This window comes from Martelella mediterranea (assembly GCF_021021415.1).
GTDB lineage: Bacteria > Pseudomonadota > Alphaproteobacteria > Rhizobiales > Rhizobiaceae > Martelella > Martelella mediterranea_C.
Map to the genome: position 1 here is coordinate 210,059 of NZ_JAINWJ010000009.1, position 13,819 is coordinate 223,877.

Below are 13,819 nucleotides of genomic sequence, written 5' to 3' on the forward strand. Positions count from 1 at the left end.
TTCAGCTCCTCTTCAGGCGTGGGTCGAGCGCGTCGCGCAGGCCATCGCCGCACAGATTGATCGCCACGACCGTGACAAGGATGGCGATCCCGGGAAAGGTGACCACCCACCAGGCGCGCAGGATGAACTCGCGCGCTTCGGCAAGCATCGTGCCCCATTCCGGCGTCGGCGGTTGGGCGCCAAGACCGAGGAAACCAAGGGCCGCGGCATCGAGAATGGCGGTGGAGAACGACAGCGTCGCCTGAACGATCAGGGGCGCGAGGCAATTCGGCAGGATGGTCGCGAACATCAGCCGAAGGGCGGAGGCGCCCGCGATCCGGTCTGCCACCACATATTCCCGCGCCTTCTCGTTCATCACGCTGGCGCGGGCAAGGCGGGCGAAATGCGGCTGCAGGACGAGCGCGATGGCGATCATCGCATTGGTGAGCCCCGGCCCCAGAATGGCGACCAGAACGAGCGCCAGAAGCAACGAGGGAAAAGCGAGGATGACATCCATCACCCGCATAATGGCGTTGTCGACCCAGCCGCCGAAATAGCCGGACACGAGCCCGATCACGATGCCGCCGACAAGCGCGATTGTCACCACCATCGCGCCGATCAGCAGTGAATAGCGCGCGCCGAAGATCAGCCGCGAGAGCATGTCGCGTCCGACGGCGTCCGTCCCGAGCGGAAATGCCAGTTGCCCGCCCGCCTGCCAGAACGGCGGCAGGAGCCGGTTGTCGCGAAACTGATGCGTCGGGTCATACGGCGCAAGCACAGGCGCCAGCACCGCCACGACAATAAGGAGAACGATAACGGCGAGGCCGATCAGAGCCCCGCGATTGCGGCGGAAATCGCGCCAAAAGGCTCGAAACGCGGCGCGGCCGGTTCCTGCGTCGGCCGTATCCGGCCTGATCGGAGCGAGCGGTTCAGCCATGACGGATCCTCGGATTGATGACGGCATAGAGAAGATCGACGATCAGGTTCACGACCATGACCACGACGGCGATGACGAGCAGGCCGCCCTGGACCACCGGATAATCCCGCTTGGAAATGGAATCGACCATCCATTTGCCGATGCCGGGCCAGGAAAAGATCGTCTCGGTCAGGATGGCGCCCGCCATCAGCGAACCCACCTGAAGTCCGATGACCGTGACAACCGGGATCAGCGCGTTGCGCAGCGCATGGCGGCCAACGATCAGCGCCGGTCCCAGGCCCTTGGCGCGGGCGGTGCGCACATAGTCTTCGCTCAACACCTCAAGCATCGCCGAACGCGACTGACGCGCGATCACCGCCATTGGAATCGTGGCGAGCACGATTGTCGGCAGGATCAGGTGCGACACCGCCGAGCGGAACGCGCCGGCCTGACCGGAAAGCAGGCTGTCGATCAGCATGAACCCGGTCGGCTGAGGGAAATAGTATTGAAGCCCGATCCGGCCCGAAACCGGTGTCCACCCGAGCGTGCCGGAAAAAAGGATGATCATCAGCAGTCCCCACCAGAAGATCGGCATGGAATAGCCGATGAGGGCGGAGGTCATGGAAATCTGCTCGAACCAGCTGCCGCGTTTGACGGCGGCGAAAACGCCGAGCGGCAGCCCGATGAGGATAGCAAGGAACATGGCGCAAAGCCCGAGCTCCATTGTCGCGGGAAAAAAGGTCAGGAAATCGCCGGACACCGGGCGGTGGGTTACAAGCGATGTGCCGAGATCGCCGTGCAGCAGGTCGTTGAGATAGGCGAGATATTGCTGCCAGATTGGCCGATCGAAGCCGAACTGTCTCATCAGTTCGGCATGACGCTCCGGCGTCATGCCGCGCTCTCCGGCCATCAGCATGATCGGATCTCCGGGCAGCACCCGGACAAAACCGAAGGCGACGATGGTGATGCCGAACAAGGTCGGTATCAGCACCAGAAGCTTTCCAACGAGATAGCGGAGCAAGAGACGATCCTTTCAAAGAGCCGGATGGCGGCTGCCCGCCACCCGGAAACCCCAGCGGTGAGGTCAGTCGGTTGCCGCCGTGATCACGATCTCGACGAGACGTCGCGGATCGCCCAGATCGGCGCCGCCGATCGCGGCGCGCGAGGGCAGATCGGCGGCGTTCAGCCATTCCGTCCAGGCTTCGGTCATCGCGGCCTTGCCGGACATGTCGGACAGGTAGACCCGGGCATGCAGCAGCCGGGACTTGTCGCTGCCGGCCTGGGCGAGCAGATCATCGAGCTTGGCGCAGATTTCTGCGGTCTGGCCCTTCATGTCGAGGCTCAGATCGGTGGCCGCGTGGCCGGAGGCGTAAAGCACACCATTGTGGACGACCCCGCCATGCAGGTGGGGACGGGAATTCAGGCGTTTGATCATTGTTTTTCCTTGGAAGTTGCCGCCGCCTCGGTCAGGCGGCGGGATGGTAGGGCTCAAGCGGCACTTCCGCCGCCTGACCCGTGGCGATGCGCGCCAGTTGACGGCCGGCAAAGGGACCGATCGTCAGTCCGGCGGCGCCCAGGCCGTTGCCGAGGACAAGCCCGTCAATGCCCGGAACCGGTCCGAGTATCGGCCGGAATTCCGGCGGCGCCGGACGAAAGCCGATCCGTGTTTCGATGAGCGTCGCATCCGCGAGGCCAGGGGCGTAGCGAAGTGCTGCTGTCAGCACCTCGTGCTGCCCCTCGCAGGTCACGCGATAGTCGAAGCCCTTGCCGTCTTCGCGCGTGGCGCCGACCACGACCCGGCTGTCGTCGAAAGCGAGCAGGTAATGGCTTGCCATCGGCAGCAGCACCGACCATTGCGACGTGTCGACCCCCTTGATGCCGAAATGCAGGATCTGCCCGCGTTGCGGCTTTACCGGATCGACGAGGCCGAGCGGCGCAAGAATCTGCGATGCCCAGGCGCCCGCCGTCACGATGACCTGTTCAGATGGTATCGGCTGGCCGCGCCCGTCGAGAACGACCGCGCGGCCGCCCTGAAGCTTCAGCGTCGCCAGATCGCTGATGAAGGTCGCGCCAAGTTTCACGGCCGCCCGCACCATGGCGGGGGCGAGCTGACGGGCGTTCACCCGCGCGCCGCCTGGAACGTAGAACGCCTTGTAGGCCTTGTTGATCGGCGGGAAGTGCGTCTGGGCCTGCGCCGGTGTGATCTCTTCGAAACCGCCGGACTCGGGCGCATCGGCCGTGCGCTGCGCGAGACGTTCGCCGGCGGCATCGTATTCGGCGGGATCCTCCGCCGTCACCAGCGCGCCGACCTTGCGGTAGCCGACATCCGTCTCGCCCCTTTCCGCAAGTCCGGAAACGAGCTCGTCATAGTAGCGGGCGCCGGCGGCGTACATGCTGTACCATTCGGGCTCATCGGCCTTGGTGGCCCAGGGGCAGACGATGCCTGCCCCCGCAAGCGTCGCCTTGCCCTGATGCTCCTGGTCGACGATGGTGACGTCATGGCCGGCAAGCGCCAGATGGTAGGCTGTGCTGGCGCCGAGAATACCGGCGCCGATAACGGTTACCTTCATTCCACGGTTACTCCGGAAAGGCGGGACGAACCGAAAATCGCCGGGACATAGCCGTGAACCTTCTCGTTAACCGCCGTGATCGTGTCGGCGCCGCCGAGAACGACGACCGGCACTTCGTCATGAACGATCTGCTGGGCCTCGTGGTAGAGCGCAATGCGTTCGTCCTGATCGGAGATCGCGCCGGCTTTCTTCATGACCGCGTTGAAATCGTCATCGCACCATGCGCCGATATTCGACGGCGCCGGCGTGCCTTCGGCATTGCAGGTCAGGTAGTTATTGGGAATCTGGCTCGGATCCGGAAAATCGTAGATCCCGCCAAACATGCCCACCTCGGCTTCGCCATTGCGCGCGCGCTGAATATATTCGGCCCATTCATAGGTCATGATATTGGCCTTGACGCCGATCTCCGCCCAGTCGGCCTGGATCATCTCGGCGGCGCGGCGGCCGTTCGGCATGTAGGGACGCGATACCGGCACGGCCCAGAGATCGACCTCGAAACCGTCCGGATAGCCGGCGTCCGCCAACAGTTTTTTGGCATCCTCCGGATCATAGGGCCAGGGACCGATATCGGTGGCAGAACCCCACATTGCCGGCGGAACGACGGCGCCGGTCACATGGCCCATGCCGCTGTAGACGACATCGACGAGGTTATCCATGTCGATCGCCTGGGCGAGCGCCTGACGGACCTCCCGCTTGTTCAGCCTGTCGTCACGAAAGTTGAAATGCAGCATGCCGGTTGAGGCAACCGGCGTCTGCACGGCATCGATATTCTCGGCCTCCTCGATTTGCGCGCGGTCGGCGAGGTTCGGATAGAGGCTGATCAGGCATTCGCCCGCTTCCGCCCGCTGCAGGCGCACGGTGGCATCCGCCGAAATCGCCATGACGACGGCATCGACCATCGGCGTGCGCTCGTCGTCGCCGAGCGCCGCGCCCCAGGTGTCAGCGAAGGGCAGCAGCCGCACCACCGCATCCGTCTGATAGGCCTGCAGTTCGAAGGGACCGGTTCCGATCGGTTCAAGGTCGAACTGCTCGGGCGTGCCGGCTTCCATCATGGCATCGGCATATTCGGCCGAGGTAATGACGATCGAGCCATGCGCCATCGTACCGAGGAAGGCGGCGAGCGGCTCTTTTAGCTTGAAGGCGACGGTGTGGTCGTCGATCTTTTCGACGCTATCGATATTGTCGGCAAGCTTCGCGTTGAAGGTCACATAGGTGCCGCCGGAAACCTGATGATACGGGTGGTCCGTGTTCATCATCCGGTCGAAGGTGAAGATCACGTCATCGGCGTTCATCGGACGCGTGGGCGTGAAGCTGTCGTTCGATTGCCAGGCAACGTCGCGGCGCAGATGGAATGTGTAGGTCTTGCCGTCGTCGGAAATCTCCCAGCTCTCGGCCAGCGCCGGTTCGATTTGCGATCCGCCGCGCTCGACCGAAACCAGGCCATCGTAAATCTGGCCAAGCACATAGGCGGTCGTGCCGTTGCTGGTCAGTTCCGGGTTGAAGGTTTCCGGTGCGCCTTCGATGCACACGGTCAGAACGCCCGCATGGGCGGCAGGCGCCAGCGCCAGCATCGCTGCGCCGCAAAGATATTTCAGCTTGCTCATGTCGTTCCCTTCTTGCTCGGCTCAAGCCTATCGTTTGCCCGGCCGTTTTTTTGATGATTGTAAGAGAGTGCAAAGCCGGTATGATTGTCAAATCAGTAATTATCCGGCCAATATAACCAGAACTCATAATTATCGGAGAAAGCCATATGAACATCCGTCAGCTTGAGGCGTTTCATGCCGTGATGGAAACTGGCTCCGTCACGCTTGCGGGCGAGCGGCTCGGGATTTCTCAGCCCGCCGTGAGCAAGCTGCTGAAAGCTTTCGGCGACAGTTGCGGTTTCCGGCTGTTCACGCGCAGCGGCGGGCGCATGCTTCCAACATCGGATGCGCAACTGCTTGCCTCGGAGGTTTCGCGGCTTTTTTCCGGAACCGACCGGATCCAGAAACTCGCCCATGCCGTGCGTGACCGGGAATGGGGGGAAGTGACGATCGCCGCGCCCTCGGCCTTCTCGGCGCGCTTCCTTGCCCTGGCGCTGGGCCCGATGATGGCTCGACAGACCAAGATGCATATCGCGATCTCGAGCCAGCCGAGCCCCCGCGTCGGCGAACTCGTGGAAGGGCAGCAGATCGACATAGGCCTGTCGGTCCAGCCGTTCGAACACCCGAATGTCCGTTCGGAGCTGGTGATGCGGTTCGCCATGGTCTGCGTCCTGCCGGCAAATCACCGGCTGGCGGGCCAGCGTCTGATCCGCGTCGAGGACCTCAAGAACGAGCCCTTCATAGGGCTGATGCGCGATGACTGTTCGATCATGACCATCGACCGCGCGTTTCAGCTTCGCGGCGTCCAGAAACGCGCCGTGGTGGAGGTGCCGATGTCGGAAACAATCTGCGATTTTGTCGCCGGCGGCGCCGGCGTATCAATCGTTCCGCCCTTCGTGGGTCTTGGCTACGGCGAAGACAAGCTCGTCCGCCGTCCCATCGTCCCGCTGACCACCATGAGCGTCTGGGTTTTGCTGCCGGCCTTGCGCCCCCCGTCGCTTGCAACGGAGCGGATCGTCGAGGTGCTGCGATCTGAACTGCAGCGCTACGATGTCGACGGCTCCGAAACCAGTGTCGCAGCCGAGGCCTGACGTTCAAAACATCGCGCGGACCTGCTTCGGGGCGCAGCAGGACCCGCGCCAGGACTGTATAACCGCCTCCCCCACGACACGGAAAAGAGGCTGCTCTCGGGACTAGACGCTCTTTGCCGCCGCGCGCTGACGGGCGAGAATGCCGAGCGCGGAAGTGATGACGCGGGCAAACGACAGCGCGCCCAGCCCATCGATGTCGCGCTCCGGCATGAATTCGACAAAATCCATCGCGGCGATGCGGCCGCGTTTGGCAATCCCGAACAGAAGGTCGAGGGTCTGGAAATAGGAGAGCCCGCCCGGACCGCGCGCGATTACGCCCGGCACAAGCGTGGAATCGAGCGCATCGGCATCGAAACAGACGATGACATCGGAACCATCCGGGATCATGTCGAGCACCGGCGCGAAGCCGTCGCGATCGAGCTGATGGGCGGTAAAGAGGCTGGCGCCCCACCGTTTGGCATCCTCAACGTCCGACGTCCTCGCCGAGCCGATACCGCGCGCGCCGACCTGAATGATCCGCTCGATATGGACCATTTCGGATGCCCGGCGCATTGTCGACGACAGCCCCATGTTCTCGCCCATGTGGGAATCGCGCCAGTCGATATGGGCGTCGATCTGAACGATGGTATATTTCCGGCCGGTCTCGGAGAGAGCGTCGATCATCGGGATCGGAATGGAATCGTCGCCGCCGAGCAGGACGGGAACGGCCCCGCGTGAGACGATCGTGCTGACGGCCTTGCGGATCGTGTCCCGGTTGCCCGCCGCATCGTTTTCGTCGAAGGGCAGGTTGCCGCAATCGACGGCGCGCAGCCCAGCCTCGGGAAACACCGGACCGCCGAGATCGAAGTCGAAATGGTCGACATTGGCTGTCAGGGGCGCGGTTGCCCGCCTGAGCGCATCGGGACCATTGCGGCAATAGGCGCCGGCGCTGGCATAGGGCGTGGCGCAGGGCGCGCCGATGATGGCGATCGGGGCGTCGAGCGTCGTCAGATCGCCGCAGGCGTCCAGCCCGAGGAAGGTTTTGGTGTCGGCGGCTGCGCCGAAAAGAACGCCGAGATCGACGGATTCAGTCATGTTTTCTCCTTGTCTGCGAGGTCCGGGACGCGGGCAAATCGTCTGTCATTGTTTGAATATGGATGGTTCAGTCGGTCAGCGTCTTCTTGGCTGTAAGTATCCGGCATAGCGGCGCTGAACGAGTTGGAAGGCGGAGACCAGCACAAATGTCATCACCAGATAGATGCCGGCCGCCGTCACGTAGGGTTCGAACTGGATATAGTCGTTGAGCGAGATCTGCCGGGCGACGCCGGTCGTCTCCAGAAGCGTCACCGTGCTCGCAAGCGAGGTCGCATGTAGCATCATGATCATCTCGTTGCCGTAAAGCGGCAGCGCACGGGTCAGCATTGCCGGCAGCAGGATGCGTCGCGCCGCGGCAAGCGGCGGAATGCCGAAGGCGCGCGCCGCCTCGATCTCGCCGTGCGGAATATGACGCAGCGCACCGGCAAAGATCTCGGTGGTATAGGCGCCGGAATTCAGCGCAAGGGCCATCAGGACGCAGACCATCGGGCTCGAAAGCCAGGGCCACAGAAAACTCGTCTGGATCAGTTCGAACTGCGCCAGGCCGAAATAGATCAGGAAGAGCTGCACCAGAAGCGGGGTTCCGCGAAAGACCAGCGTATAGGCGTGAACCGCGCCGCGGATCGCACGGTTATTGCTGTTGCGCAGGAAAGACAGCGGCACGGCGATGGCAAAAGCCAGAAGAAGGGCGAAAAAGGTCAGCACCAGTGTCAGTTTCGCGCCTTCGAGAAACAGGCCGCTGTTTTCGGCGATGATATCCCAGTTCATGCTCCGGCCTTTCTCATTCCCGCATTGAAATGGGTCGCGACGCGCGCGAGGCAGAATGTGGAAAGCAGCGTGAGGGTCAGATAGAATGCGCCCGCAACGAGATAGAAGGTAAAGGGCTGTCCCGTCGCCTCAGCTGCGCCCTTGGCCCGGAACATGACGTCCTGCAGCCCGATCAGCGAAACCAGCGCCGTTGCCTTGGCCAGCACCAGCCAGTTGTTGGTAAACCCCGGCAGCGCCAGCCGGATAAGCTGCGGCAACACGATCCGGAAGAAGATCCGCGCCCGTCCGAGGCCGAAGGCCTGCGCCGCCTCGATCTGGCCGTGCGGAATGTTTTCCAGCGCAAAACGGAAGGTTTCGGTCATATAGGCGCCGAAAATCAGCCCCAGCGTCGCAATCCCGGTCGCAAGCGGCGGAAACTCGACCCACCAGTCCAGACCCCAGAGCTGGAACAGCTGGTTGAGCAGCGCCGGCAGGCTGTAGAACACCAGCAGGATCATCACGAGGTCCGGAATCCCGCGGACGATGAAGGTGTAGGCCTGCGCCGCGCCCCGCAACGGCCTGCTGTGCGAGCGCTTGGCGAGCGCTGCCGCCATGCCGATCAGCGTCGACAGCAACAGCGCCGCGAAGGCCAGGAGAAGGGTCATCCCTCCTCCCGCCAGGATCGTCCAGGTGTAATCGACGAGCATGTCCGTCAGTCGCCGAAATACTGGGCGTTGAGCGCATCCAGCGTGCCGTTTTCACGGACGATCTCGAGGCCCTTGTTGATCTCTTCCAGAAGCGCGGTGTTTTTCTTGCTGATCGCAATCGCCACGCCCTCGCCGAATTCCGGCGCGTCCTCGCCGGTCAGCTGCGGGCCGACAAGCTCATAACTTTCAGCCTTGTCGCCGCCCAGGAAGCCTGCTGTGATCTGTGCCTGATAGCTGAGCACGACATCGGCGCGCTTGCTTTCCAGATCGAGATAGGGCGCGCTGCCGGTGTCGTAGCGCTTGATATCGGAGTCGGCATAGACGCGGGTGACATAGGCATCCATCGGCGTGCCGCGCTGAACGGCGATGGTCTTGTCGGCAAGACCTTCCGGCGTGATCGTGAGATCTGCATCACTGGCCGCGACGAAGCGGAAGATCGGATGGCTGTAGATGTCGCTGAAAGCGATGACCTTGCGGCGCTTGTCGGTCACCGTCAGCTGCGAAATCAGCGCATCGTATTTGCCGCTGATGAGGCCGGGGATCATCCCCTCCCAGGCGGCATTGGAGATGACGCAGTTAAGTTCGGCGGCCTCGCACACGGCCGTCATCAGGTCGATGTCGTATCCGACGAGCTTGCCGTCCTTGTCGATCGATTCAAATGGCGGGAAGGTCGCGTCCGTTGCGACGATCACCTTTTCGCCGGTCTGGGCGGAAGCCGTGCCGGCGGCAAGGGCAAGCGCGATGGCGGCGGCTGAAAGCAGTCTTTTCATAAGTCTGTCCTCTGTGGTTTTAGGGGGTGGTGCGGCAGTTGCGGAAAGATCCGGTCTGCCATTTCTTATCGGCGCTCGGCGTGACGATGCGCCCGGTCAATGCCGCAATTGTCCGGCCAGGAATTGCTGCATGCGTTCGCTCTCGGTCTGGTCGAACACGCGCGACGGCGCGCCTTCTTCCTCGACGCGGCCTTGATGCAGGAACATGACCTTGGTGGAGACGTGGCGGGCAAAGCCCATTTCATGGGTGACGACCACCATGGTGCGGCCCTCTTCGGCGAGCGCCTGCATGACCTTGAGCACCTCGCTCACCAGTTCCGGGTCCAGCGCCGAGGTCGGCTCGTCGAACAGCAGGACCTCGGGGTTAACGGCAAGCGCGCGGGCGATCGCCACACGTTGCTGCTGGCCGCCGGAAAGATGGGAGGGATATTTGTCGAGGACGTCCAGGCCGAGGCCGACCTTGGTGAGGTTCGCCTTCGCCAGTTCGGTCGCCTCGCGGCGCGACAGACCCAGCACGCTGATCGGCGCTTCGATAATGTTGGACAGCACGCTCATATGGGACCAGAGGCAGAAATTCTGGAAGACCATGGCAAGGCGGGTGCGCATCAGACGCAGCTCGCCGCGGTTCAGCACCCTCAGCATGCCGTCGCGGTCACGCACCGTTTCCAGTCTCTTGCCATCCACCGCAATCTCGCCCTCATGCGGGCGTTCCAGAAAGTTTATGCAGCGCAGGAAAGTACTTTTGCCCGAACCGCTGGAACCGAGAATGCTGACGACATCGCCGGCGGCCGCACGCAGCGAAACGCCTTTCAGCACTTCGTGCTGGCCGTATGATTTGTGAATGTCGCTGACGGCGAGTTTGTCCATTTCATACTCCGGAGCATGCCTCGGGCGGAAGATCTCCCCGCAGAGCGGGCCGGGCACCGGCAAACGCCGGTGTCTAATTTTAAGGCACAATAGATGCGTGTCGTATTTTTGCGCAAATGATCATTCTTCAAGCGAATCATGATCTGGTTTCATCAATCGAGCGCAGGTAGCGTGTCGATCATGTCGTCCTGACCGAAGGCCGCCAGTAGCCAATGCAGGAACAGACGCGGGCCGGCCCGCTCCAGGCTGTGTAGGTGGGCAACGACATACCAGCCGCCAAAGGCATCGATCGAGAAGCCGAACGGCCTTATAAGACGCCCCTGTCGAATATCGTTGCGGGTCAGCGTTTCGCTGGCAAGCGCAAACCCGACGCCGTTGAGCGCAAGGTCGATGGCGATGCCGAGATCGCTGCAATAAAGGTGGCGGGCGCGGTCGAAGACATCGCCGTGGCCGCATTCGGAAAGCCAGCGCCGCCACTCGGCCCCGTCATCGCGGTGCAGCAGAAGACAATTTTTCAACGCACCCGCATCCGGCGTTGCATATTCCAGACGCTGAAACAGCACCGGCGAGCAGACCGGCGTGATGTCGACATCGGCGAGACGCGCCGACCACCGGTTTGGCCATCCGCCCTGCCCGAACATTATACCGAGATCGACATCCGCTGTTTCAGGGACGAGATGGTTTTCGATGAGCCGGATGTGGCACTCGACCGTCGGGTGCCTCTCGCTGAAATCCGCGATATTCTTCGCAAGCCAGGCGCTGGCGAACATCGGCGGACAGGCAATGTCCAGCCGCCCGCCGGCAAGCGGCTGTTCGGACAACATGACCGCGGTCGACAGGATATCCTGCAACGCCTTCGCAACGGTCTTGTAAAACAGTTGCCCGGCATCGGTGAGCCTGATCCCCCGCCCGGCCTTCTCGAACAGATCATAGCCGAGATCGCCCTCCAGCCTGCGCAACTGATGACTGACGGCGCTGTCGGTCAGGTTGAGCTCGGTCGCCGCCCGCGCCATGCTGCCATGGCGGGCGGTTGCCTCGAACGTCCTCAGCGTCTGCAAAGGCAGATGTCGCAGATCCTTCACGTCGACCTCAATGTTTCGGCGCCCGGTCCTGGTTGACGGCCCGTCGCCTGACGCAATGACGACCGCCCAGGCCGGCCGCTTCTATCGCCTGGCGAGGTGAATGCCCGCCAGGGTGCAGCGCACCGAGCCGCCGGCGTTCTCGATCGTCGGAATGTCCAGCGCCACAATGCTTGCCGTCTTTTCTATCGCTGCAATCTGGTCGGGACGCAAGGCGTCGAGCGCAGTCGTGGAAAGGGCGAGCAACCGCTGATCGGGCGCCTGAAGCTCAAGCGCATTGCCGGCAAAGCGGGCGATCTGGTCATTGTCGAGGGCAATGATATCCCGTCCGGTCCGTCGCAACCTGTCGAGGATCTCGGCCCGCCGGTCGGGTTCGGTCATCATCTCCGGGCCGATCAGCACGAAACCGGTTCCGATGCACATCAGGACATTGGTGTGATAGATCGCCATGCCCTGAGGGTCGCGCGCGTCGAAGACCATCGGCTCGAAATTGAAGTGGGTTGCGAAACGCTCGAGCGCGACCGGATCGGCGCGCTCGGAACGCACCACATAGGCGACCCTGTCGATGTGATCGAGCACCATGGCGCCCGTGCCCTCGAGGAACAGACCGTCGGCCTCCAGCCCCGAATAGTCGATGACGTCCTGAACGCGATAGTCGCGCTTCAGCGTTTCGATGATATCCGGACGGCGTTCGAGCCGCCGGTTTCGCGCCTTCATCGGAAAAATCGCGACATGTCCGCCGGCATGGGTGGAAAACCAGTTGTTTGGAAAGACAGAATCCGGCGTCTTGTCTCCCTCGTCCTCGAACATGTGCACGGCAATGCCGGCTGAAGAGAGCGTTTCGCCGGCGCTGGTGATTTCATCATAGGCCCGGCGCCTGAGGTCCTGCCCGGTTTCGGGAACCTTCTGAAACCGGTTGTCATTGGCCGTTTCGGTGTTGACGGTGAAATGATGCGGCCGGACCATGACCACGGCGCTCGCCGCCTGCGGCGAAAAGAAGAAAGGACGCGCCATGGTTCACACCGCCCGCTGCAGCATGCCGAACAGATCGCGCGGGTCGTCCGGGTCGGCGATCATGTCGAGGTTCTCGTAGAGTTCCGTGCCTTTGATCCGCTCGGCGACATAACGCAGCGCGGTGAAATCCTCGATCGCGAAACCGACGCTGTCGAATAGCGTGATCTGGCGTTCGTCGGTGCGCCCGGCCTGGCTTCCCTCAAGCACCCGCCAGAATTCGGTCACCTCGTAATCTTCGCCCATCTGCTGGATCTCACCCTCGATGCGCGTTTGCGGCGGATACTCCACGAAGGTGGTCGCGCGCCTCAGGATATCGGGATGCAGTTCGGTCTTGCCGGGGCAATCGCCGCCGATGGCGTTGATGTGGATGCCTGCCCCGACCATGTTATCCGTCAGGATCGTGGCATACTGCTTGTCGGCCGTGCAGGTGGTAACGATCTCGGCGCCCTCCAGCGCCTCCTCCGACGAGCGGCAGGCCTTCACCGACAGTCCGCTGCCTTCCAGATTGCGACATGCCTTTTCGGTGGCGGCGGGGTCGATGTCATAGAGCCGGACCGCCCCGACGCCGACGACGGCCTTCATCGCCAGCGCCTGAAACTCCGCCTGCGCGCCATTGCCGATCATCGCCATCGTCCCGGCATTCTTCGGCGCCAGATGACGGGCAACCATCGCCGACGTTGCCGCTGTCCGGATGGCCGTCAGCAGTGTCATCTCGCTCAGAAGGACGGGATAGCCGGTAGCGACATCGGCCAGAAGCCCGAACGCCGTGACCGTCTGGTGACCCGTCAGCTTGTTCTTGGGATGGCCGTTGACATATTTGAAGCCGTAATGGCCGCCATCGGAGGTCGGCATCAGCTCGATCACCCCGTCGGCGGAGTGGGCGGCCACGCGCGGCGTCTTGTCGAACTGGTCCCAGCGCCGGAAATCCTCTTCAAGCGCTTCGACCAGTTCGCTCATCATCGTCTCGATGCCGACATTGTGCACCAGCCGCATCATGTTCTCGACACTGACGAAGGGCACAAAGGCTTTTGTGGAAGGTGACGGCATTTCAACCTCTTTTCGTTTTGGTGCTTTCAGGAAAGCTATGCCGATTTGAATGCTAGCGAAAAGCGCAAAACTGTATTAAATATGTGTCGGTACTAGTAGATTTGACCATTGAAGATGATCAATTTGAGTAGTGAACGACACCATAGTACGGCCAAATACGTTCCCGATCGCCTGGACCGGGACATCATTTCGCATCTGCGCAGCGATGGCCGGGCCTCGCTTTCCAAGCTTTCCGACACGCTGGGGATTGCCCGCGGCACGGTGCAGAAACGCCTCGACCGGCTGATCGAGACCGGAACCCTGATGGGCTTTACCGTGCGGGTGCGCGAGGACTACGAGGATTGTTTGTTTGAAGAGGTGTTATGATTGTTGTGG

The 13,819-nt window shown here is 62.4% G+C and carries 14 protein-coding genes and 1 pseudogene; 2 read left to right on the plus strand and 13 right to left on the minus strand.

Annotation, left to right across the window (positions count from 1 at the left end; all coding sequences use genetic code 11):
- Position 1: 1 nt before the first annotated feature.
- From K7H91_RS07765 to K7H91_RS07785, 5 genes are all read right to left on the minus strand, one after another.
- Positions 2-916, minus strand: a complete 915-nt coding sequence (locus tag K7H91_RS07765; protein ID WP_230719635.1) for an ABC transporter permease subunit — start codon at positions 914-916, stop codon at positions 2-4.
- Entirely contained in the window at positions 909-1,916 is a 1,008-nt protein-coding gene (locus K7H91_RS07770) for an ABC transporter permease subunit (protein ID WP_230719636.1), read from the minus strand. The genes K7H91_RS07765 and K7H91_RS07770 overlap by 8 nt, the downstream gene beginning before the upstream one ends.
- A gap of 63 nt (positions 1,917-1,979) precedes the next feature.
- On the minus strand, positions 1,980-2,330 hold the full coding sequence (locus K7H91_RS07775; protein ID WP_230719637.1) for a RidA family protein: 351 nt from the start codon (positions 2,328-2,330) through the stop codon (positions 1,980-1,982).
- A gap of 31 nt (positions 2,331-2,361) precedes the next feature.
- A complete protein-coding gene (locus K7H91_RS07780; protein ID WP_230719639.1) occupies positions 2,362-3,465 on the minus strand; it encodes an NAD(P)/FAD-dependent oxidoreductase in 1,104 nt (367 codons plus the stop codon).
- Positions 3,462-5,069 carry an ABC transporter substrate-binding protein gene (locus tag K7H91_RS07785; RefSeq protein WP_230719640.1) on the minus strand — a complete coding sequence of 536 codons (1,608 nt, stop codon included), beginning with the start codon at positions 5,067-5,069 and terminating at the stop codon, positions 3,462-3,464. The genes K7H91_RS07780 and K7H91_RS07785 overlap by 4 nt, the downstream gene beginning before the upstream one ends.
- 146 nt (positions 5,070-5,215) lie before the next feature.
- Here K7H91_RS07785 and K7H91_RS07790 point away from each other — a divergent pair, with 146 nt between their 5' ends.
- Complete coding sequence (locus tag K7H91_RS07790) at positions 5,216-6,139, plus strand: LysR substrate-binding domain-containing protein (protein ID WP_230719641.1); 924 nt, start codon at positions 5,216-5,218, stop codon at positions 6,137-6,139.
- Positions 6,140-6,241: 102 nt separating this feature from the next.
- Here the strand turns inward: K7H91_RS07790 and K7H91_RS07795 are convergent, their stop codons facing one another.
- The 8 genes from K7H91_RS07795 to K7H91_RS07830 form a co-directional block, all read right to left on the minus strand.
- Positions 6,242-7,213 (minus strand): arginase family protein, encoded by a 972-nt coding sequence (locus K7H91_RS07795; protein WP_230719642.1) that lies wholly within the window; start codon positions 7,211-7,213, stop codon positions 6,242-6,244.
- 75 nt (positions 7,214-7,288) lie between these two features.
- Complete coding sequence (locus K7H91_RS07800) at positions 7,289-7,981, minus strand: ABC transporter permease (RefSeq protein ID WP_230719643.1); 693 nt, start codon at positions 7,979-7,981, stop codon at positions 7,289-7,291.
- Entirely contained in the window at positions 7,978-8,667 is a 690-nt protein-coding gene (locus K7H91_RS07805; RefSeq protein ID WP_269066075.1) for an ABC transporter permease, read from the minus strand. The genes K7H91_RS07800 and K7H91_RS07805 overlap by 4 nt, the downstream gene beginning before the upstream one ends.
- A 5-nt stretch (positions 8,668-8,672) precedes the next feature.
- Positions 8,673-9,437, minus strand: a complete 765-nt coding sequence (locus K7H91_RS07810) for a transporter substrate-binding domain-containing protein (RefSeq protein WP_180902462.1) — start codon at positions 9,435-9,437, stop codon at positions 8,673-8,675.
- Between the two features lie 96 nt (positions 9,438-9,533).
- Positions 9,534-10,304 carry an ABC transporter ATP-binding protein gene (locus tag K7H91_RS07815; RefSeq protein WP_180902463.1) on the minus strand — a complete coding sequence of 257 codons (771 nt, stop codon included), beginning with the start codon at positions 10,302-10,304 and terminating at the stop codon, positions 9,534-9,536.
- Positions 10,305-10,456: 152 nt separating this feature from the next.
- Positions 10,457-11,386 (minus strand): LysR substrate-binding domain-containing protein, encoded by a 930-nt coding sequence (locus K7H91_RS07820; RefSeq protein WP_230719647.1) that lies wholly within the window; start codon positions 11,384-11,386, stop codon positions 10,457-10,459.
- Between the two features lie 81 nt (positions 11,387-11,467).
- A complete protein-coding gene (gene ctlX, locus K7H91_RS07825) occupies positions 11,468-12,397 on the minus strand; it encodes a citrulline utilization hydrolase CtlX (protein ID WP_230719648.1) in 930 nt (309 codons plus the stop codon).
- A gap of 3 nt (positions 12,398-12,400) precedes the next feature.
- Complete coding sequence (locus tag K7H91_RS07830) at positions 12,401-13,444, minus strand: ornithine cyclodeaminase (RefSeq protein ID WP_230719649.1); 1,044 nt, start codon at positions 13,442-13,444, stop codon at positions 12,401-12,403.
- A gap of 114 nt (positions 13,445-13,558) precedes the next feature.
- Here K7H91_RS07830 and K7H91_RS07835 point away from each other — a divergent pair.
- Positions 13,559-13,783: pseudogene (locus K7H91_RS07835) on the plus strand (Lrp/AsnC family transcriptional regulator); the annotation flags it as partial.
- Between the last annotated feature and the right edge of the window lie 36 nt (positions 13,784-13,819).